Genomic DNA, 19720 nt, shown 5'->3' on the forward strand with positions numbered 1-19720 from the left:
AGTTTCCCGACACAGGTTTTTGGTTACTTCTGCAGTTTGCGGCGTGAAGCAATCAGGCCGGCAAGGCCCAGACCGAAAAGGGCCAGGGTGCCGGGTTCGGGGACGGGGATGGTTCTTGCGAGGTAATTCCATTCCTCGAAGCCAGAGCCCACCCGGTCGTACTCTGTGTAGAATACAAAGTAATCATCGGTATCGCCTTGCAGCAGGCTGTCGAGAATGAACAAATTGAGGTCTCCCTTCCCGCTACCGCACTGCCCCGGATTGTCGCAGATACTGGCCTGCAGGATAACAGTAACGTCTCCGTTCAGAGCATTATCCAGGTTCCAGACCGGGGCATAGCCCGCCAGGAAGTTGTCCGACGCGCTGCCATCGAACTGGGTGCCGGTGTAGCCGCCATTGTTTTCTGGAATTCGAAGGCCGTCACCACCGAGGAAAATCTGGATTTCGGTCAGGTCAATCTGGTTTTTCCTTCCGCCTTCTTCATTGGCGTCCATGGAAAACTGGTAGTAGGACAGCCCCCCGATGTCGACGGTGCCCAGATCGCCAAACAAGACGGAGTGGGTCCAGATGCCGGATTTAGTGTCAAAATTTATACCATTGTCTGGCGAATAGTCGGTATTGTAGCCGCTTTGGGTGTCGCTATTGCCTTGGGCCTGAACCCGAACAAAGGGCTTGAAAACCCCGGTTCCGGTGGAAGGCTCTGTCGGGTTCGCAGCAGCTTCGAAGATGGTGCCGTCGGCGGTAGTGCCAGACGATTGGCCGCAAGGCTCGGATGCCGTGCAGAGAATCTCGATGGTAGTAGCCTGGGCGCTGGCCATGCCAAGCGAGCCGGTCGCAGCCATACCGGCAAGCAATAGTGTTTTGGTTATCGTTGAGCGGTTCACGTGACACTCCTTCGTTGCGGTTCGCAACCTTGTCCTTTCTCGCTAGAGAGGTAGCAGTATGTGTGCCAGCTTCGTAGTTGTTTGTATTCAGGAGTGTTTTCGGAAGTTCTGAAAGTGAGGTGTAAAGTTTTTTGACGGTGTGGTTGTGGCGGCTTCGGAAGGCAGCGGGAGAGTAGAAAGAAATGGTGGGCCCAGCTGGACTCGAACCAGCGACCAAGGGATTATGAGTCCCCTGCTCTAACCAACTGAGCTATAGGCCCTGAAAGCAAAACGGGCGCCATTATACCCGCGAGGGGTGGCGCCCGCTACTGTGTTGCGGATTAACCGTTGCCCTGATCGTCAATAAAGCCGCGCAGGTGATCGGAGCGGGAAGGATGGCGCAGTTTGCGCAGGGCCTTGGCTTCGATCTGACGGATACGCTCCCGGGTTACGTCGAACTGCTTGCCGACTTCTTCCAGGGTGTGGTCGGTGTTCATCTCGATACCGAAGCGCATGCGCAGCACCTTGGATTCGCGAGCGGTCAGACCGGCCAGCACGGAGCGGGTCGCTTCGCGCAGACCTTCGGCGGTGGCGGAATCCACCGGCGACAGGGCCTGGATATCTTCGATGAAATCGCCCAGATGGCTGTCTTCATCGTCGCCGATCGGGGTTTCCATGGAGATCGGCTCTTTGGCGATCTTCAGTACCTTGCGGATCTTGTCTTCCGGCATTTCCATGCGCTCGCCAAGCTCTTCCGGTGTGGGCTCGCGGCCCATTTCCTGCAGCATCTGGCGGGAAATGCGGTTCAGCTTGTTGATCGTTTCGATCATGTGCACCGGAATCCGGATGGTGCGGGCCTGGTCCGCGATAGAGCGGGTGATGGCCTGACGGATCCACCAGGTGGCGTAGGTAGAGAACTTGTAGCCACGACGGTACTCAAACTTGTCGACGGCTTTCATCAGGCCGATGTTGCCTTCCTGGATCAGGTCCAGGAACTGAAGGCCGCGGTTGGTGTACTTCTTGGCAATGGAGATAACCAGACGCAGGTTGGCCTCGACCATTTCTTTCTTGGCACGGCGGGCCTTGGCTTCGCCGATAGAAACGCGACGGTTGATTTCCTTGATGTCGACTACGTCCAGGTCCACTTCGGTCTGAACGTTCTGGATGCGTTTCTGCAGGCGTACGATTTCGTCAATGCGCTCGCCGATGGCAGCGGCGTATGGCTTCTTGGTGGCGGCGATTTCTTTCGCCCACTCAAGGTCGATTTCGTTGCCCGGGAACCACTTGATGAAGTCTTTGCGGGGCATTTTGCAGTCGCGTACGCAGATCTGCATGATCGCCCGCTCGTTCTCGCGCACCAGGTCGTTGGTGGAGCGAACCACGTTCACCAGCTCGTCAAACGCCTTGTTGGCCAGTTTGAACGGAGCGAAAACCTGGCCCAGTTCGTTCAGGGCTTCCTGGGTTTTCTTGTGGCCGCGGCCGTGCTTGTCCAGGGCCTTGTTTGCGGCGTCGAGCTTTTCTTTCAGCAGCTCGAAGCGCAGGCGGGTCTCTTCCGGATCCGGGCCGTTGTCGTTGTCGTCATCGCTGGAGGTGTCATCGTCATCGTCATCGCTGTCGGAGTCGTCCGAAGAGGTATCTTCGGTGGTTTCTTCGCCCATGAACGGCTCGGCGTCGTCCGGGTCAAGGAAGCCGGTTACGATGTCGCTGATGCGGCCTTCGTTCTCGATGATGCGGTCGTAGGCCTGGATGACGGTGCCAGCTGTGCCCGGGAAGTGGGCAACGGCGGCCATGACGTCGCGGATGCCTTCTTCGATGCGCTTGGCGATAACGATTTCGCCTTCGCGGGTCAGCAGTTCAACAGTACCCATTTCGCGCATGTACATGCGCACCGGGTCGGTGGTGCGGCCGGCGTCGGTTTCCACGGCGGCAAGGGCTGCGGCGGCTTCTGCGGCAGCGGCTTCGTCTGCGGTGGAATCGCCTTCGGTCATCAGCAGGGTATCGGCGTCCGGTGTTTCTTCGCACACCTGGATACCCATGTCGTTGATCATCCGGATAATATCTTCAACCTGGTCCGGGTCTGCGATATCTTCCGGCAGGTGGTCGTTTACCTCGGCGTAAGTCAGGTAACCTTGTTCCTTGCCTCGTGCGATGAGGTCTTTCAAACGTGATTTCTGCGAATTGCCTGACATAGACACCCTGTGAACTCGCTTTTAAAAAGGAAAAAAGTTAAACAGCCATTATAGCTGTCGCTTGGTTTTGCTGCCACCAACCGGTTAGATGGTGATCAATTGCGATAGTTTCAAGTTTTTACTCCCCGGCTTTCGGGTTTAACGTACCCGCGCTGAGGGTTCTCAGCTCTTCCCGCTGTTCCGGGGTGAGCGTTGCCAGGTTCCGGAGCAGGGTTGCCAGTCTTTGCTGGCGCGCGGCTTCTTCGTTCGGGCTTAACAGCTCTCTGGCAGCAGCCAGTGTGCTTTCCCGTGCCGGTATGTGCTCCAGTCCGTCGAACAGGTTGTAGAACCTGTCGCGGGCCTGCTTATCGGTTGCCAGTCCCGCTACCAGTGCTTTGCGGGTCTGGATGTTGTTTTCCAGCAGCCAGCGGGCCAGTCGGCCGGCCTGCTCCAGTTGCCTTGTGCGGTCGGCCAGGGCTTTCACTTCCGTGGCCAGTTCCGGCGCCTCCAGCAGGGCCAGGCACAAGGTGCTGTCTTTGCTGAGTTTTACGTCAATACGTTCTTCTGAAGGCCGGTTCTGGCCTTCGTTGCGCCAGCCCCGGGCCTTGTAGTTCTGGCCTTGCTGGCGGTTCTGCCACTGGTTGCGGCCGCCGCACAGTCGCAGCATTTCGTGCCACATGGCGTCCCGCAGTGTGCTGCGGGGCATTTTGTTCAGTAGCGGCTCGGCCCGGGCTCTCAGTTCACCCCGGTGTTCCGGCAGTTGCAGGTCGAGCCCTTCGCTCTGGCGGTCAAACAGGTAGCGCGAGAGCGGAGTGGCGCCGTCTATGCGTTTCTGGAAGGCCTCGGCACCCTCTTTTCGGATCAGGGTGTCCGGGTCTTCGCCTTGCGGCAGCATCAGAAACTGCAGATGCAGGCCGTCTGCCATCAGCTCCAGGGCATTTTCCATGGCACGGTCGGCAGCACGGAAGCCGGCCTGGTCGCCGTCAAAGCAGAATACGATGTGTCTTACCTGCCGCAGCAGGGCGTTCAGGCTGTCCTGGTTGGTCGCTGTCCCCAGGGTAGCAACGGCGTAGTGAATGCCGTGCTGGGCCAGGGCGATCACGTCCATGTAGCCTTCCACCACCAGCAGCTTGTCCAGCTGGCGGATGGCTTGCCGGGCCTCGAACAGGCCGTAGATTTCACGGCTCTTGTGGAATACGTCCGATTCCGGCGAATTGATGTACTTGGCTTTGTCGTCGCCCAGTGTGCGACCACCGAAAGCGACGGTTTTGCCCCGGGTGTTCCGGATCGGGAACATTACCCGGTTGCGAAACAGGTCTCTGGGGCGGCCGTATTGATCGGAAACCGTCCGGGTTTCAATCAGCGGGCCCTTCAGATCTTTCGGGGCTGCGTCGTAAAGGGCGGTGCCTGTGCCCGGGGCGAAGCCGATCTGGTATTGCTGGATAATCGAATTATCCAGTCCGCGCTGTGTCAGGTAGTCCCTGGCGTAGGCGCCTTGCTGGCCGGCCAGGGCCGACTGGTAAAAGCGATTGGCAAAGTCCAGCGCATCGGTCAGCGTCCGGGCCTGCTGCATTTCCTGCTTGGCGGCCTTGTCGTAAGGCACTTCAAGCCCTGCGCGCCTGGCCAGTTCTTCCACTGCTTCGGTAAACCCGAGGCCCTCGAACTCACGAACGAAGCTGATGGCATCGCCGTGGGCGCCGCATCCGAAACAGTGATAGAAGCCTTTGTCTGGCCGAACGTTAAACGAAGGTGTTTTTTCGTCGTGGAACGGGCAGCAGGCTTTGTAATTTGCGCCGGCTTTTTTCAGGGTAATGCGGGAACCGATCAGCTCCGCCAGGTCGATACGATCCAGCAGGTCTTCAACAAATCGTTGAGGGATCAGTCCGCTCATGGTGGCTCCACTTCAGCCTGGGTGCCGGGGTAAAACGCTATTCACCATAGCCAAAAATGCCGCCGAAGCCAGGCCTCGGCGGCATTTTCAGTTTGCCGGGTAGGGCGAAACGCCGTTCCGGCAATCAGTCTTGCTGTCGATGCGTTCTGAACTCAGTACAGACGCTCGAACTTACGCTGCTCACGCTGAAGCTTCTTGAGATGACGCTTAACGGCGGCAGCTGCTTTGCGCTTACGTACAGCGGTCGGCTTCTCGTAGTGCTCACGACGACGTACTTCAGACAGTACACCGGCCTTCTCGCAGGAACGCTTGAAGCGACGCAGTGCTACATCAAACGGCTCATTCTCTTTCACTTTAACAGCTGGCATTCGAAAATCACCTACCTGATAGATTCGGTTTCAATTGGTTCCGCCGGCCTTTGCCATGCGGGCTCGATCCCTGGTCAGATTGGCTAAAACTCGACCAGTGCTAATTTAGGGCGGCAATGATAACGGCTGGGCCTGCCGAGGTCAATCATTGTTCAACGAAACTGCCGGAGGCTTTCGGGTTTCTGCTAAAATGCCGCCAGCTTTCATTTCTCCTCCTGCGGATACGGCCTGACTATGCTGATTCTTGGTATTGAAACCTCCTGCGACGAAACCGGCGTTGCCCTGTTTGATGACGAGCAGGGGCTGCTGGCCCACGCCCTGTTCAGCCAGATTGACATGCACGCCGACTACGGCGGGGTAGTGCCGGAGCTGGCCTCGCGGGATCACGTGCGCAAATTGTTGCCCCTGTGCGACCAGGTGCTGGCCGAGGCCGGCAAAACCCGCAAGGATCTTGAGGGCATTGCCTACACCGCCGGCCCGGGCCTGATCGGCGCGTTGATGGTGGGCGGCTCGGTGGCCCACGCCCTGGGTTTTGCGCTGGATATTCCGGTACTGGGTGTGCACCACATGGAAGGCCATTTGCTGGCGCCCATGCTGGAAGACAACCCGCCGGAATTTCCGTTTGTGGCGCTGCTGGTATCCGGCGGCCACACCCAGCTGGTGCGGGTAGACGGCATTGGCGAGTATGAAATGCTGGGCGAATCGGTAGACGACGCCGCCGGTGAGGCTTTCGATAAAACCGCCAAGATGCTGGGCCTGGATTACCCCGGCGGCCCCCGGGTGGCGGCGCTGGCCGAAAAGGGCCGCGATGGCATCTACCGGTTTCCGCGCCCGATGACCGATCGCCCCGGCCTGGACTTCAGTTTCAGCGGCCTGAAAACCTTTACCCTGAATACCGTGAATGCGGCCCGGGATAACGGCAACCTGGACGAGCAGGTAAAAGCCGATATCGCCCTGGCCTTCGAGGCGGCGGTGGTGGATACCCTGACCATCAAATGCAAGCGGGCACTGGAGCAGACCGGCTGCAAGCGGCTGGTGATTGCCGGTGGCGTAAGTGCCAACAAGCGGCTGCGGGCCGGGTTGGAGAAGATGGCCGCGAAGCTGCGCGGCTCTGTGTTCTATGCCCGCCCGGAATTCTGCACCGATAACGGGGCCATGATTGCCTACGCCGGTGCCCAGCGGCTGCGGGCCGGGCAGCGTGACGGTGAACGGATTGTGTCGGTGCCGCGCTGGCCGATGAACACCCTGCCGGCGGTGAATGAGCCCCGGGCTAACGGCCTTGTAGACTGAGTATTACAAACCGGTTTCCCGGCCCTGGGCCAGGCGGATCAGGTTATTGCGGTGGCGCACCACAATCAGCAGGGTAAGCAGGCCAAACAGGGGCAGGGTGTCCGGCTCCAGCAGGGCGCTGATGACCGGCCCGCTGGCAATGGCAATCAATGAGGCCAGCGCAGAGATACGCCAGCGCCACATGATCACCAGCCAGATGCCGGCCATGATCAGGGTTGTGACCGGTGCCAGCGCAAGGCCGGCCCCGAGGGCTGTTGCCACGCCCTTGCCGCCCTTGAACCGGTAGAACAGCGGAATCATATGGCCGGTTACCGCGCACAGGGCCACCATGGCCTGCACCAGGATGGATAGCCCCGCCAGGTGCGCCAGCCACACCGGTAGCCAGCCCTTGAAGGCATCCAGCGCCAGGGTGATCAGCGCCGGTTTCCAGCCGCCGGCCCGGTACACGTTGGTGGCTCCGGGGTTGCCGGAACCCAGCGCCCGCGGATCGGGCAACTGCCATGCGCGGCATACGGGAACGGCAAACAGCACCGAGCCGGCCAGGTAGGCGCCGAAGCAGAGCAGTACAGTCACAATCGGGTTGCTGGTTACATCCATGGCTGCATCGCAGGTGCGCAGACGGCACCGGGTGTTCTGTGAGAAAATGCCGCCCCTTAAATCCGGCAGACAGGCGAACAGCCACAGTATCGCTTGCCTGTGCATTATTCAATCAGCCTTGAGTGGAACATCCTGGAGTCCGGTTTGGCAGATGCTTCAACAGACATCGTCTTCATCGAAGGCCTGGCGGTAGAGACCGTTATCGGCGTGTACGACTGGGAGCGCGACGTCACCCAGCGGCTGCTGGTGGACCTGGAAATGGCGTGGGACAACCGGCGCCCGGGTGCCAGTGACGATGTAACCGATGCCCTGGACTATGCTGCGGTGAGCGAGCGGGTAACTGCCGTGCTGCAGGCACTGCAGCCGAAGTTGCTGGAGCGGGCGGCGGAAGAGATGGCCGGGGTGCTGCAGAATGAGTTCGGGGTACGCTGGTTGCGATTAACCCTGCGAAAGCCTGGCGCCGTGCCGGCGGCCAGGGCGGTGGGTGTAAAAATTGAAAGGGGAGAGCGGTGATGGCCAGGGTGTATATCAGTATCGGCAGTAACATCGACCGCTACCGGCACGTAACGGCAGCACTGGATGCCTTGCAACAGTGGTTTGGTGAGTTGGTGATCTCGCCGGTGTACGAGAGCGAGTCGGTGGGCTTTGACGGTTCGGACTTCCTGAACCTGGTGGTGGGGGTGGAGACCGACTTGCCGGTTGGCGAGTTATCTGCCCGTTTCAAGCAACTGGAGCGGGAAAACGGGCGCAAGCGGGATGCTCCCAAGTTCAGCCCGCGAACGCTGGACCTGGATATCCTGACCTGGGGCAGTGTTACCGGTGTAACCGATGGCGTTGAATTGCCCCGGGCCGAGATTCTGAAGAATGCCTTTGTGCTGCGTCCACTGGCAGATATTGCGCCGGATGAGGTGCATCCGGTGTGTGGCAAGCGCTATGAGAGTCTGTGGCAGGCCTACAGCACCGACCAGAAACTCTGGCCGGTGGATTTCACCTGGCAGGGGCGGCGGATTTCACAGGCCGTTGGCTGACCGGAACCGCTCAATCAGGTGATCGGTGGCGCTGTCTCCTGCCGTGCCGTCACTCTTTTCGCCCAGCAGGCGCGGCAGGATTTCGTTGCCAATCTGCTTGCCCAGCTCCACGCCCCACTGATCAAAGCAGTCCACATCCCAGATAACGCTCTGCACAAAGGTGCGGTGCTCATACAGCGCAACCAGCGCACCCAGTGTCTCCGGGGTTAGCTGTTCCATCATCAGGATGTTGCTGGGCTGGTTGCCGGGGATTGCCTTGTGCGGGGCCAGCGTCTGCGCTGCAGCCTCAGCCATGCCGCTATCCCGCAGCTCCTGAACGGCTTCCTCCCGGGTTTTCCCCGCCATCATGGCCCGTGCCTGGCTCAGGCAATTGGCAAACAGGGTGGCGTGGTGGTGTTCCACGGGGTTGTGGGACTTCAGCGGAATCACAAAGTCCGCCGGAATCAGCCGGGTGCCCTGGTGGATGAGCTGGTGATAGGCGTGCTGGCCGTTGGCGCCTACGCCACCCCAGAGAATCGGGCCGGTTGTGGCGTCTACCGGGGTACCGTGCTGGGTTACCCGCTTGCCGTTACTTTCCATATCCAGCTGTTGCAGGTGTTCCGGCAGGTGTTTCAGGTACTCGTCGTAGGGCAGTACCGCGTGGCTACCGGCCCTCCAGAAGTTGTTGTACCACACGCTCAGCATGGCCATCAGCACCGGCAGGTTTCGCTCGGCCGGGGTGTTGCGGAAATGGCAGTCCATGGCATGGGCGCCGGCCAGCAGGGAACGGAAGTGATCCATGCCCAGCGTCAGCGCGATGGGCAGGCCAATGGCCGACCACAGAGAATAACGGCCGCCCACCCAGTCCCACATGGGGAAGATGTTGTCAGCGGCAATGCCAAAGCCGGTGGCTGCTTCGATGTTGGTGGTGACCGCCATAAAGTGGCTGGCGATAGCCGTATCGGAGCCGCCATTGGCCAGGAACCATTGCCGGGCCACCAGGCTGTTATCGAGGGTTTCCTGGGTGCGGAAGGATTTGGACTGCACCAGGAACAGGGTGGTTTCCGGGTCCAGGGCCTTCAGGGTTTCGGAGATGTCGGTGCCGTCGATGTTGGCAACAAAGTGGCAGTTCAGGCCGCCCTGCCAGTAAGGCTTCAGGGCCTCGACCACCAGTTTCGGGCCCAGGAAGGAGCCGCCGATGCCAATGCTTACCACATCGGTCAAGCGTTTGCCGGTGTGGCCACGGTGCTGGCCGCTGTGTATCGCTTCAACCAACTGCTCCATGCGGGCCAGTGTGCTGTGCACTTCCGGCATGATGTTGCAGCCATCTACCTTTACGTCGGTATCGGCCGGCTGGCGCAGTGCCGTGTGCAGGGCCGGCCGGTTTTCGGTGATGTTGACGATGCCGCCGTTAAACAGGGCCTCGGTGCGCTGCTCCAGGCCACAGGCCCGGGCCAGGTCGGCCAGTGCGCTGAGGGTATCATCGGTCAGCCGGTTGCGGGAGAAGTCCAGGGTCAGGCCCGCAGCTTCGATCAGGTAGCGGGTGGCGCGTGTGGGATCGTCCCGGAACAGGTCTCGCATCGGGGTTTCGGCAAGTTTTTCTTGGTGCCGGATCAGCGCCTGCCACTCGGGCTTTTGGGTCAGTGCTGCCGTGTTGTCTGGCATCAGAGTATCCTTTCTGTCTGCCGCCTTCCCCGTTCGGGCAGGCGGCAGTTCCGGGTTCAGCGGGTTACGGAAATATTGTCGATCAGCCTTGTGGTGCCCAGGAAGGCTGCGACCAGCAGGGTGAGCTCGCGGTCGGCTTCTGCTGCGGGTTTGAGGGTCAGGCTGTTCACGATATTAAAGTAATCCGGGCGTAGCCCGGCACCGGCCAGTGCCTCTTTGGCTTCCTGCTCCAGCGTGTTGAAGTCCGAACGGCCCTGCTCCAGCTGGCTGGCGACGCTGGTGAGTGTTTTGTACACCACCGGAGCGATGGCTCGCTCCTGGTCAGACAGGTAACCGTTGCGGGAGCTCTTGGCCAGGCCGTCATCTTCGCGGATGGTCGGGGCGCCAATAATCTCGATGGGCATCATCAGGTCCCGCGTCAGCTTGCGGATCACTGCCAGTTGCTGGAAATCCTTCTCGCCGAAGATGGCGATGTCAGGCTGTACCATGTTGAACAGCATGGTCACCACCGTGGCTACGCCTTCGAAATGCCCGGGGCGGCTGGCGCCGCAGTGGCCTTCGCTGACTTCCGGCACCACTACCTTGGTCTGGTTGGCCAGGCCTTCCGGATAGATCTCGTCAACCGTGGGCGCAAACACCAGGGTGTTGCCGGCAGCTTCCAGTTGGGCCTGGTCTTCTGCCAGGGTGCGAGGGTACTTGTCCAGGTCTTCGCTGGCACCGAACTGCATCGGGTTCACGAAAATACTGGTGACCACGATATCAGCGGCTTCTGTGGCCTTACGCACCAGGGCAATGTGGCCCTCATGCAGGTTGCCCATGGTGGGCACCAGGGCAATGGTTTTGTCCTGCTGACGGAACGCCTTCAGGATGCTGCGCAGTTCTTTCAGTGAATGTACGGTTCTCATGCCTTGAACGTATGCTCCTCGGCCGGGAATGAGCGGTCTTTAACGGCGTTTGCGTAGGCGGCAATGGCTTCCGGAATGGAGTCGGTCTCTGCCAGGAAGTTTTTCACAAAGCGCGGCTTACGGCCAGTGGTGACGCCGAGCATGTCATGCAGCACCAGTACCTGGCCGTCGGTGCCGTTGCCGGCGCCGATGCCGATGACCGGGGCTTTGACCGCCTGGGTGATGCGGGCAGCCAGCGGTGCGGGCACACATTCCAGCAGGATGACGTCGGCGCCGGCGGCTTCCAGTTCGCAGGCGTGTTCGATCATCGCCTCGGCGGCTTTGTCGTCACGGCCCTGTACCTTGTAGCCGCCGAACTTGTTGACGAACTGGGGGGTAAGGCCCAGGTGAGCACAGACCGGCACACCGCGTTCGCTCAGGGCCTCGATGGTGTCGCGCATCCAGTCGGTGCCTTCGAGTTTCACCATGTGGGCGCCGGCACGCATCAGTTCTGCGGCGTTGTCCAGGGCGTCGGCCACGGTGCCGTAAGACATGAAGGGCATGTCCGCCATGATCAGTGCGCCACGGTTGCCCCTGGCAACGCAGCTGGTGTGGTAGACCATGTGCTCCATGGTTACCGGCAGGGTGCTGTCATTGCCCTGAAGAACCATGCCGAGCGAGTCACCAATCAGGATCACGTCTACGCCCGCTTCACTGACCACCTGTGCAAAGGTGGCGTCATAGGAGGTGAGGGCAGAAAAGGCTTCGCCCTTTTGCTTGTATTCCCGCAGGGTGTTGATGGTAACTGCCATAGAATCCTTGCCTTTGAATAGATGAATGCCGGGGTATACCTGTTACAAGAGTAGCACGGAGTTGCCAGCTGTTAATCAGTTGCTTCCGCCTGTGGGTGGCAGTTTGCGCAGCTGATTGTCCGGACACTCGGACCGCAGCTGGTCGACGCGGCGGCCATCGGGCAGGCTCAGTTCCGGGTTCAGGTCCAGCAGGGGTTGCAGCACGAAGTCCCGGTTTGCCAGCTCGGCGTGGGGTATCGTCAGCCGCTCATCTGCCAGCTGTTGGTCGCCATACAGAAGCAGGTCAAGATCCAGGGTGCGTGGCCCCCAGTGACGCAGCCGCTCCCGGCCGTGGGCCTGTTCGATAGTTTGCAGGTGGTCCAGCAGCTGGTGTGGCGGCAGGGTCGTGCGCAGTTCGACAGCGCCATTCACAAAATCCGGTTGATCTTGTGGGCCCACGGGGCGGCTGGCGTAGAACGGCGACTGCGCCATCAGTGTGGTGTCCGGCAGGCTGGCCAGCTCGGCAACGGCGCGAGCAAGCTGGGCAGCGGGGTCCTGCAGGTTGCTGCCCAGGCCGACGTAAGCCAGCACCGTCATGACTGAGGCGGCCGTTTCACCGGGCTGCGCTTGCGCCGGCGTTTGCGGGGCGCCGTGGCCGAGCCAAGCTGGGACAGCATTCTTTCCTGGCCGCGCTCGTCCACTCTCTGGAATTCGGTCCACCACTGGCCGAGGCCGGGTTCAATCTCACCAGCAGATTCCCGTACTAACAGGAAGTCGTAGGCAGCCCGGAAGCGGGGGTGGGTGAGCGTGGCAAAGGCCCGCTTGCCCTGGCGCCGGGGCAGGCGCATCTGCATTTCCCAGATTTCTTTCATGGGGCCGGAGAAACGCTTGGGAATGGATGTGGCCTGAACCTGGCGGCCGATAACCTTGCCGATAGCACCGTGCAGCGCCGGTTGCACCGGGTCGCCGTTGTCCTGGCGGCGGCGCCATTCCACCTGCAGGGCAGGCCACAGCATGGCGGCAAACAGGAAATACGGTGTTACCGATTTGCCCTGGGCGATGCGGGCATCGGTGTTGCGCAGGGCCTGGAGGATCAGTTCGTCGGGTTCGCCGGCTTCAATAGCACGGGCGGTCTCCGGGAACAGCGGCTCCAGCAGGCTGTATTGCTGCAGCAGGTTATAGGTGGCTTCGCCATGGCCGGCGGAGAATAGTTTCAGCACTTCATCAAACAGCCGGGCCGGCGGAATGTGGCTCAGCAGGGGCGCCAGCTCCCGGATCGGGGCCTCGGTTTCCGGTTCGATCTCGAACCCGAGCTTGGCGGCAAAGCGGATTGCCCGCAGCATGCGCACAGGGTCTTCCCGGTAGCGGGTTTCCGGATCACCGATCAGACGGATCTGGTGGTTTTTCAGGTCTTCCACGCCATTGGCGAAGTCGATAATGCTGAAGTCGCGGATGCAGTAGTACAGCGCGTTGATGGTGAAGTCGCGGCGCAGGGCGTCTTCTTCCTGGTTGCCGTATACGTTGTCCCGCAGCAGCAGGCCGTGCTCACTGGTGCGGTGCTCGTCGTCGGCAACATCGTCTTCTGCATCCCGGGCATTGCCCCGGAAGGTGGTGACTTCAATAACTTCACGGCCAAACACCACGTGCACAATACGGAACCGGCGGCCGATCAGGCGGGAGTTCCGGAACAGGTCGTGGACCTCTTCAGGGGTGGCATTGGTGGCGATGTCGAAGTCTTTGGGTTTGCCGCCGAGCAGGATGTCCCGCACGCCGCCACCCACCAGGTAGGCTTCGTAGCCGGCTTTGTTCAGCCGGTGCAGCACTTTCTTGGCCGGCTCGCTGATCATCGAGCGGGACACGTTGTGCTGATCCCTCGGGATCTCTTGCCTCTGGTAGTGTCTGGCTTTCTTTTTCCCGTTGCCGGGCATGAAAGAGCGGAGTTTTTCTACTAGTCGTCTAGGCATGGAATTCCGTGTTTGCAAGCCGCAAAAACGGGGATTTTAACGGTTTGCGCAGGAATTGCACACGTTTGGCGGGAATCGCTGGCAATAAAGTCGTTTCAGGGGGTGTTTCGGGAAGGTGTTTGGCTTTTGCGGAAGCCAGATAATCAAAAGGCGGGTTCGCGATTACGAACCCGCCCTGAAAGCGTTGACGATCTGCATTGTTCTTGTTGTTGTCGGGATTCTTTTTGATTTTTCTACCCCACCGTGTTGCCCCAAAGTCAGGGCTTATAAGCAACGCAAACGGAAAGCTTTGAATACACGAGCAGTCAGAAACATGGCACGGGCTTTACAGTAGTTGCGGTGTCGCCTGGAAGACGATTCTTCTCCACTTCTACAACTCGCGCATGTTGTGGGACCACTAAAAAAGCAAAGTACCCAAAACACTCAGTTCGCTCGCGTCCTGTTTTTGTTTTTGTTACCGGACGCTCTTGCAGCTTTTTGTTTTTGTTTTGACGCCGCGTTGTCACTCTTGTTTTTGTTGTTGTGCGCTTGATAGGTTGCAGGGGGCGTGCCAGTTTTTGAAAAGTGTTTATTAACAGCGGGTTACGAAAAATGCAGATATAAGTGTTACCCCGTACCCGGTGGAAGTGTTACCTGTGTCACGTTATCTGGGGAGGGAGTGTTACCGTGAGGAACAGGGAGGTAACAAATGAACGATGGCTCATTTGTTACCTTTCGGATGGTTAGCTGCCGGCGCCTTTTTTACGGGGAATGCCGAGCCGCTGGCGGCGTTCCCACAGCGATTTACGGCTGATGCCGAGTTTCTGGGCCAGCTCGGTTTCACTCATACGATCTTGATTTTCAAGCACAAAGTGCTGGAAGTAATCTTCCAGAGACAAGTCATTGGCAGAATCTGCGTCGCGGGTGGGCGTTTGTTCGTTGTCGCCTTCCACCAGGGTTTCCGGGATGTATTCGTCTCCGTAATCACTGTCCAGGTCCAGCACAGAGGGGGTGATGATGTCGGTATCGGTCAGGATTGACGCCCGCTCGATGGCATTTTCCAGTTCCCGTACGTTACCGGGCCAGCGGTAACGCTCCAGGGCCTGCATGGCTTCCGGGCTCAGGCTGAGGTCCGGGCGTCCGAGTTTTTCTGCTTGCCGTTTCAGGAACCGGCTGGCGAGGCCCAGCACATCGCCCCGGCGTTCCCGCAGTGGCGGAATACGGATCTGCATCACGTTCAGGCGGTAATAAAGGTCTTCCCGGAACTCGCCGGTGCGGGTCATCGCTTTCAGGTTACGGTGGGTAGCAGCGATCATCCGCACGTTTACTTTCTGGCTTTGGGTAGAGCCTACCCGGCGTATTTCGCTTTCCTGCAGTACCCGCAACAGGCGGGCCTGGGCTTCGGCGGGCAATTCGCCGATTTCGTCCAGGAACAGGCTGCCACCGTCGGCAGCTTCGATCAGGCCGGTACGGGCTGAAACCGCACCGGTAAAGGCGCCTTTTTCGTGGCCGAACAGTTCCGATTCAATCAGGCTCTCGGGGATGGCGGCGCAGTTTACCGAAATCAGGGGCTTGTTGGCCCGGGGGCTGAGCAGGTGCAGGGCCCGGGCGGCCAGTTCCTTACCGGTACCGGATTCGCCCTGGACAAGCACCGTGGTTTCGGTGGGGGCTACCTTGCGGATCAGGGTGAATACCCGCTGCATCGGCTCGCAGGTGCCAAACATGACGGTCGACGGGTCACCGGATGGGGTGTCTGCGGTTCGGTCAGGGTCTTCATCGGCCCGGCTGCTGGCGGGCTCGTGGCCGCGGGCCAGGATGTTCTCCACGGCAGCCAGCATTTCGTCATGGTCGAAGGGCTTGGCAATGTAGTCCACAGCGCCCATTTTCATGGAGTCCACGGCGGAGCGCAGGCTGGCATAGCTGGTCATGATCAGCACCGGGGTGTCCGGCGCCCGGGTGATCATTTCGGTGCCGGGCGCGCCGGGCAGGCGCAGATCGGTGATGATCAGGTCAAAGCTGTCGGGGTCCAGCCCTTCGGCTTCTTCTACAGAGACGGCATCGGCCACTTCGTAGCCGGCGTGCTGCAGCAGTTTGCGGACCGCCGAGCGGATAATGTCTTCGTCTTCAACTATCAGAATACGGGGCATATTGCGTTCACGACCTTTCGTTCGGGCTGCTGTTGCCGGTATCGGTTTCTGGCTCGTAGGCGGGCAGGCGCAGCCTCATGCAGGTGCCGCGGCCGGCGGCTTTGTCGGCCGGGCTTTCTACCTGGATGTTGCCATAGTGTTCTTCAACAATACTGTACACTAGGGATAACCCCAGGCCCGTGCCTTTGTTGGGGGCCTTGGTGGTGTAAAAGGGCTCGAATATGTGGTCCAGCTGATCTGCCGGTATACCGGAGCCTTCATCAATCACCTCGATGATAGCGGAGTAGCCGTCGCCCTTACCATTGACCGTTATGGTACCTCCGTCTGGCGAGGCGTCCCTGGCGTTGGCCAACAGGTTAACAAATACCTGAACCAGCCGCTGCTCGTCGCCCAGCACCTGCATGGAGGGCGGGCAGTCGTTAACAAAGCGGATGCCCATGCCCCGTTCGCTGAGTGACAGCAGGTTGATGGATTCTTCCACGCAGCGGTGAATGTTGACCGGCTCATAGCGGTTTGCGTGGGCATGGTTGCCGGTACGGGCGAAGTTCATCAGGGATTGGAGGATGGCGGAAATGCGCCGGGTCTGCTGCTGTATCTGGTCTGCGGTTTCCAGGATGCCAGGGTCGTCGGTTTCCAGCTTCAGGTTCTGGGCCAGGGAGGAAATGCCGGTGACCGGGTTGCCGATTTCATGGGCCACGCCAGCGGCCAGGCGGCCAACAGAGGCCAGCCGTTCGCTGTGCATCAGTTCGTCTTCCAGCAGGCGGGTTTCGGTCTGGTCTTCCACCAGGATAATGGAACCGCCTTCGGTGTGGTCCGGGCCGCTCAGGGCCGCTTTGTGCAGGTTCAGCCAATGGGGCTTGCCCCGCAGGTCCAGCCGGTGCTTGTAGCGGTGTAGCTCCGAGCCCCGGTTAAAGTCATCCAGCAGGGTGTGCCAGTGCTCGGGAAGGGCCATCAGCCGGGCGCCCACCACTTCGTCAGCGGAAATGCCGGTGAGTGCTTCGATGGCGTGGTTCCACATCAGGATTTCGCCGTCCTCGCCCACCGAGCACGCCGGGATTGGCAGGTTCTGCAGGGTTTGCCGGTAATGCCGGCGCAGGTTGTCCAGTTCCCCGGCCAGGCCGGTCAGCTGGTTCTGGTAATCCCCCAGCGCCCGCTCCACATAGCGGATATCCTGGCCGGTGACGCCGTGGGTCAGAGGCTTGAAGCCCAGGTGCCGCTTTACAATATCCCGGGCCACCGAGGGCCCCAGCAGGCCGGACAGGTTGATTTCTATCTGGTCCCGCAGCCGGCGCAGCTGGTACGGCCGGAACTCCACATTGGGCAGTTTCAGCTGGGCCAGGGCCCGCTCCACTTCCCGCCGTGCCACGCTCTGGCCCAGCGGATCCGCCAGTTGCTGGATGAATTCCTGGGAGGATGCCGCCAGCAGTTCCCGGCGCTGGGGCCGGGACAGTGCGCCCATGGAACAGGCCTGGGCAGCGCTGGTTTCTTCCGCCGACGCGGGGCTGATGATCGAGACCAGGGCAAAGACCGAGATATTCGCCGTCAGGCTGATAAAGGTAAAGATGTGCCAGTTGTCGTAGCCCGGGTTGATGGGCAGGTCGAGCCAGTATAAAAGATCCGTGGCAGACGAGAACGGCAGTACCAGGGTAAACAGCCAGATGGTCAGGCCGGTAACCAGTCCCGCGACCAGCCCCCGGCGATTGCCTTCCGGCCAGTAGATGACTCCGAGCGCGCCGGGCAGCAGTTGCAGGGTACCGGACAGGGAAATCGCGCCCAGAATGGACAGGTCCAGTTTCTGGCCGATGGTTTCGTGGAACAGCAGGGCCAGGAACAGGATAACGGCGATCAGCAGGCGCTTGACCCACTGCAGCCAGCGGTAGATGTCGCCCTGATCCCTCGGGGTTTTCAGGGGCAGCACAACGTGGTTCAGCACCATGCCGGCCAGGGCAAGGGTGCTGACAATCATCAGGCCGCTGGCGGCAGACAAACCGGCAATGTACATCAGCATGGTCAGGGCCGGGCTGCCCAGCGCCTGGGCAACGCCGATACTGAAGAAGGCGGGCGGCGAGGTGACGTCCAGTGCCTGTGCCCCCCAGACAATCAACGGAACCGGCAGGCCCACCAGCAGCAGGTAAAGCGGCAGGCCCCAGCTGGCCTTGGCCAGCGCCCGGGGTGACGGGTTTTCGCTGAAGGTCATGTGGTACATGTGTGGCAGCACAAGGGCGGCGGCGAAGGACATCAGCAGCAGGGCGCGCCAGCTGCCGTCGTTGATCGCCATGGTCATGGCCGCTTCCGGGTGGGAATTCTGCGCCAGCCAGTCGTCCAGCCCGCGGGTGCCATCGAAGACACCGAACAGGATGACGCCGCCAAGCACCAGCAGGGCGATGACCTTCACCAGCGAGTCGAAGGCAATGGCCAGTACCAGGCCCTGATGGTTGCCGGAACTCTGGTGCCGTCGTGCCCCGAAAAGCATGGTGAACAACACCACGATCAGGGCAAACATCACGCTGATGGCTTCCGGTGAGGTGGCCGGCGCCAGCAGGCTGGCAGATACGGTAACCGCCTGTATCTGCATGCTCAGCAAGGACAGGATAGCGGCGGCGGAACAGAGGGTTACCAGGGTGCCCGCCCACTGGCTGCGATACCGGTAGGCGAACAGGTCGGCCAGGGATGTGAGCTGGTAGGCCCGGGCAATTCTCAGAATGGGGTTAAGCAGCACCGGTGCCAGCAAAAAGGCACCACTGATGCCCAGGTAATAGGCCAGGAAGCCATAACCGGACTCCGCTGCCATGCCAATGGCGCCATACACGGCCCAGATGCCGGCATAGACCCCGAGGCTGAGCGTATACACCAGGGGGTGGCGCACCCAGCGGCGCATCAGTGTGCCCTGTTCGGTGCCCCAGGCAATACCGAACAGCAGGACAAGGTAAAGAAGGCTGGCCAGTAACAGGCCGGTGGCACTAAAACTCATTGGGATCCCGTCGCCATTCCAGCCAGACGCCGATGGCTATCAGCCCGCCCCAGATCACATAGGGGCTGTACCAGACGTTATCCGGCGACGTCCACCAATCCAGGATGTTCGGGGAAAAAATATAGATGGCCAGTACCAGAAGAAAAACCAGGCGGTAAATGTACATCGGCTCAGTGGTCCGAACGGGTGTGTGTACCGGGGGTTATACCACGGGCCTGCCGGGATGTCAGGGGAATAGCCTGTCGCTGCCAGTTTGCCCGGCCCCAGGCCAGTATCGCGTCCACACCGCGAGCGGCCAGTTCCGGTGGCGGATTTTGTCCCAGCGCCTGCAGTGCCTGTACCAGGTTCTCTGCCGGGCGGGTATCGTCCAGCGCCGGGGCATGGGTCTGTTTGCTCAGTTTCTGGCCCTGGTCGTTCAGGATCACCGGAATATGCAGCCAGTGGGGCGGCTGTGCGCCCAGCGCCCGGTAGATCTGTTGCTGCTGGGCGGTCATGTCCAGCAGGTCTGAGCCACGAACAATGTGGGTGATGCCCTGGTCGATGTCGTCCACCACCACCGCCAGCTGGTAGGCGTAGAAGCCTTCCTTGCGCAGGATGACCGGGTCGTCGATTTCGGCATGTACCTGCTGTTGCTGCGGGCCCAGCAGCTGGTCATGCCAGTGGCTGGTTTCGTCCTGCAGGGCAAAGCGGATGGCGAAAGGCTCGTTGCCAACGCCGGTAGTGCCGTTGCGACAGTGGTTCGGGTGCCGGCCACCATGGGCTTGCAGTTGTTTGCGGGAACAGCGGCAGCGATATGCCTTGCCGGATTCCAGCAGCTGGGCGATGGCGGCCTGGTAGGCGCCATGGCGCTTTGACTGAAAGCGTATCGGTTCGTCCGGGAACAGGCCGTGGCAGTCCAGGGAATGGAGGATTTGTCCGGTGGCTTCGGGTGGTTCCCGCAGGGGGTCCAGATCTTCGATTCGTACCAGCCAGTCACCGCCAGCGGTTCGGGCTTCCAGCCAGCTGGCCAGGGCCGTAACCAGTGAGCCGAAGTGCAGGGGGCCGGTTGGGGAAGGCGCAAAGCGCCCGCGGTAGCGGGGTTGCTTCATAGGGAGTCATCTGGCCGGCAGCGGGTGCTGCCGGCCATTGAGGCGTG

The 19720-nt window shown here is 60.6% G+C and carries 17 protein-coding genes and 1 tRNA gene; 3 read left to right on the plus strand and 15 right to left on the minus strand.

What is annotated here, in order from left to right; translation table 11 throughout:
- Window positions 1–23 precede the first annotated feature (23 nt).
- The 5 genes from B9Q17_RS18390 to rpsU form a co-directional block, all read right to left on the minus strand.
- Window positions 24–884 (minus strand): PEP-CTERM sorting domain-containing protein, encoded by an 861-nt coding sequence (locus tag B9Q17_RS18390; protein WP_094625247.1) that lies wholly within the window; start codon window positions 882–884, stop codon window positions 24–26.
- A 183-nt stretch (window positions 885–1067) separates the two neighbouring features.
- Window positions 1068–1144: transfer RNA gene (locus B9Q17_RS11000), tRNA-Ile, on the minus strand.
- Window positions 1145–1204: 60 nt separating this feature from the next.
- A complete protein-coding gene (gene rpoD / locus B9Q17_RS11005; protein WP_058339905.1) occupies window positions 1205–3052 on the minus strand; it encodes an RNA polymerase sigma factor RpoD in 1848 nt (615 codons plus the stop codon).
- A gap of 118 nt (window positions 3053–3170) precedes the next feature.
- Window positions 3171–4922 (minus strand): DNA primase, encoded by a 1752-nt coding sequence (gene dnaG, locus B9Q17_RS11010; RefSeq protein ID WP_094625248.1) that lies wholly within the window; start codon window positions 4920–4922, stop codon window positions 3171–3173.
- 152 nt (window positions 4923–5074) lie between these two features.
- The gene (gene rpsU / locus B9Q17_RS11015) at window positions 5075–5290 is read right to left on the minus strand and encodes a 30S ribosomal protein S21 (protein WP_007153483.1); all 216 of its coding nucleotides are present in this window, start codon (window positions 5288–5290) and stop codon (window positions 5075–5077) included.
- Between the two features lie 234 nt (window positions 5291–5524).
- On the opposite strand from rpsU, the gene tsaD reads away from it, so the two are divergent.
- The gene (gene tsaD / locus B9Q17_RS11020; protein WP_094625249.1) at window positions 5525–6580 is read left to right on the plus strand and encodes a tRNA (adenosine(37)-N6)-threonylcarbamoyltransferase complex transferase subunit TsaD; all 1056 of its coding nucleotides are present in this window, start codon (window positions 5525–5527) and stop codon (window positions 6578–6580) included.
- Window positions 6581–6583: 3 nt separating this feature from the next.
- On the opposite strand, the gene plsY is transcribed toward tsaD, so the two are convergent.
- Window positions 6584–7177 (minus strand): glycerol-3-phosphate 1-O-acyltransferase PlsY, encoded by a 594-nt coding sequence (gene plsY, locus B9Q17_RS11025; RefSeq protein WP_094625287.1) that lies wholly within the window; start codon window positions 7175–7177, stop codon window positions 6584–6586.
- 144 nt (window positions 7178–7321) lie between these two features.
- On the opposite strand from plsY, the gene folB reads away from it, so the two are divergent.
- Entirely contained in the window at window positions 7322–7690 is a 369-nt protein-coding gene (gene folB, locus B9Q17_RS11030) for a dihydroneopterin aldolase (protein ID WP_094625288.1), read from the plus strand.
- On the plus strand, window positions 7690–8205 hold the full coding sequence (gene folK / locus B9Q17_RS11035; RefSeq protein ID WP_094625250.1) for a 2-amino-4-hydroxy-6-hydroxymethyldihydropteridine diphosphokinase: 516 nt from the start codon (window positions 7690–7692) through the stop codon (window positions 8203–8205). Before folB ends, folK (B9Q17_RS11035) begins: the two co-directional genes overlap by 1 nt.
- Here folK (B9Q17_RS11035) and pgi read toward each other — a convergent pair.
- From pgi to gluQRS, 9 genes are all read right to left on the minus strand, one after another.
- A complete protein-coding gene (pgi, locus tag B9Q17_RS11040; protein ID WP_094625251.1) occupies window positions 8188–9849 on the minus strand; it encodes a glucose-6-phosphate isomerase in 1662 nt (553 codons plus the stop codon). The two genes, folK (B9Q17_RS11035) and pgi, sit on opposite strands and share 18 nt — an antisense overlap.
- Before the next feature lie 56 nt (window positions 9850–9905).
- Window positions 9906–10754, minus strand: a complete 849-nt coding sequence (gene panC, locus B9Q17_RS11045) for a pantoate--beta-alanine ligase (protein ID WP_094625252.1) — start codon at window positions 10752–10754, stop codon at window positions 9906–9908.
- Window positions 10751–11545, minus strand: a complete 795-nt coding sequence (gene panB, locus B9Q17_RS11050; protein WP_094625253.1) for a 3-methyl-2-oxobutanoate hydroxymethyltransferase — start codon at window positions 11543–11545, stop codon at window positions 10751–10753. The genes panC and panB overlap by 4 nt, the downstream gene beginning before the upstream one ends.
- A gap of 75 nt (window positions 11546–11620) precedes the next feature.
- Entirely contained in the window at window positions 11621–12121 is a 501-nt protein-coding gene (folK, locus tag B9Q17_RS11055) for a 2-amino-4-hydroxy-6-hydroxymethyldihydropteridine diphosphokinase (RefSeq protein WP_094625254.1), read from the minus strand.
- On the minus strand, window positions 12118–13488 hold the full coding sequence (gene pcnB / locus B9Q17_RS11060) for a polynucleotide adenylyltransferase PcnB (RefSeq protein WP_094625255.1): 1371 nt from the start codon (window positions 13486–13488) through the stop codon (window positions 12118–12120). The genes folK (B9Q17_RS11055) and pcnB overlap by 4 nt, the downstream gene beginning before the upstream one ends.
- 722 nt (window positions 13489–14210) lie before the next feature.
- Window positions 14211–15614, minus strand: coding sequence for a sigma-54-dependent transcriptional regulator (locus tag B9Q17_RS11070; protein ID WP_094625256.1), 1404 nt, complete (start codon window positions 15612–15614; stop codon window positions 14211–14213).
- 7 nt (window positions 15615–15621) lie between these two features.
- The gene (locus B9Q17_RS11075) at window positions 15622–18585 is read right to left on the minus strand and encodes an ATP-binding protein (RefSeq protein WP_094625257.1); all 2964 of its coding nucleotides are present in this window, start codon (window positions 18583–18585) and stop codon (window positions 15622–15624) included.
- Window positions 18575–18751, minus strand: a complete 177-nt coding sequence (locus B9Q17_RS18190; protein WP_022990235.1) for a hypothetical protein — start codon at window positions 18749–18751, stop codon at window positions 18575–18577. Before B9Q17_RS18190 ends, B9Q17_RS11075 begins: the two co-directional genes overlap by 11 nt.
- A 4-nt stretch (window positions 18752–18755) precedes the next feature.
- Window positions 18756–19673 carry a tRNA glutamyl-Q(34) synthetase GluQRS gene (gene gluQRS / locus B9Q17_RS11080; RefSeq protein ID WP_094625258.1) on the minus strand — a complete coding sequence of 306 codons (918 nt, stop codon included), beginning with the start codon at window positions 19671–19673 and terminating at the stop codon, window positions 18756–18758.
- Between the last annotated feature and the right edge of the window lie 47 nt (window positions 19674–19720).

The sequence above is a fragment of the Marinobacter vinifirmus genome, from assembly GCF_002258215.1.
Taxonomy (GTDB): domain Bacteria; phylum Pseudomonadota; class Gammaproteobacteria; order Pseudomonadales; family Oleiphilaceae; genus Marinobacter; species Marinobacter vinifirmus.

What these genes read in the sequence shown, in the direction of transcription:
- rpoD (WP_058339905.1), bottom strand. Translation starts at nt 3,052, where the DNA reads ATGTCAGGCAATTCGCAGAAATCACGTTTGAAAGACCTCATCGCACGA.
- dnaG (WP_094625248.1), bottom strand. Translation starts at nt 4,922, where the DNA reads ATGAGCGGACTGATCCCTCAACGATTTGTTGAAGACCTGCTGGATCGT.
- rpsU (WP_007153483.1), bottom strand. Translation starts at nt 5,290, where the DNA reads ATGCCAGCTGTTAAAGTGAAAGAGAATGAGCCGTTTGATGTAGCACTG.
- tsaD (WP_094625249.1), top strand. Translation starts at nt 5,525, where the DNA reads ATGCTGATTCTTGGTATTGAAACCTCCTGCGACGAAACCGGCGTTGCC.
- plsY (WP_094625287.1), bottom strand. Translation starts at nt 7,177, where the DNA reads ATGGATGTAACCAGCAACCCGATTGTGACTGTACTGCTCTGCTTCGGC.
- folK (WP_094625250.1), top strand. Translation starts at nt 7,690, where the DNA reads ATGGCCAGGGTGTATATCAGTATCGGCAGTAACATCGACCGCTACCGG.
- pgi (WP_094625251.1), bottom strand. Translation starts at nt 9,849, where the DNA reads ATGCCAGACAACACGGCAGCACTGACCCAAAAGCCCGAGTGGCAGGCG.
- panC (WP_094625252.1), bottom strand. Translation starts at nt 10,754, where the DNA reads ATGAGAACCGTACATTCACTGAAAGAACTGCGCAGCATCCTGAAGGCG.
- panB (WP_094625253.1), bottom strand. Translation starts at nt 11,545, where the DNA reads ATGGCAGTTACCATCAACACCCTGCGGGAATACAAGCAAAAGGGCGAA.
- folK (WP_094625254.1), bottom strand. Translation starts at nt 12,121, where the DNA reads ATGACGGTGCTGGCTTACGTCGGCCTGGGCAGCAACCTGCAGGACCCC.
- pcnB (WP_094625255.1), bottom strand. Translation starts at nt 13,488, where the DNA reads ATGCCTAGACGACTAGTAGAAAAACTCCGCTCTTTCATGCCCGGCAAC.
- B9Q17_RS11070 (WP_094625256.1), bottom strand. Translation starts at nt 15,614, where the DNA reads ATGCCCCGTATTCTGATAGTTGAAGACGAAGACATTATCCGCTCGGCG.
- B9Q17_RS11075 (WP_094625257.1), bottom strand. Translation starts at nt 18,585, where the DNA reads ATGAGTTTTAGTGCCACCGGCCTGTTACTGGCCAGCCTTCTTTACCTT.
- B9Q17_RS18190 (WP_022990235.1), bottom strand. Translation starts at nt 18,751, where the DNA reads ATGTACATTTACCGCCTGGTTTTTCTTCTGGTACTGGCCATCTATATT.
- gluQRS (WP_094625258.1), bottom strand. Translation starts at nt 19,673, where the DNA reads ATGAAGCAACCCCGCTACCGCGGGCGCTTTGCGCCTTCCCCAACCGGC.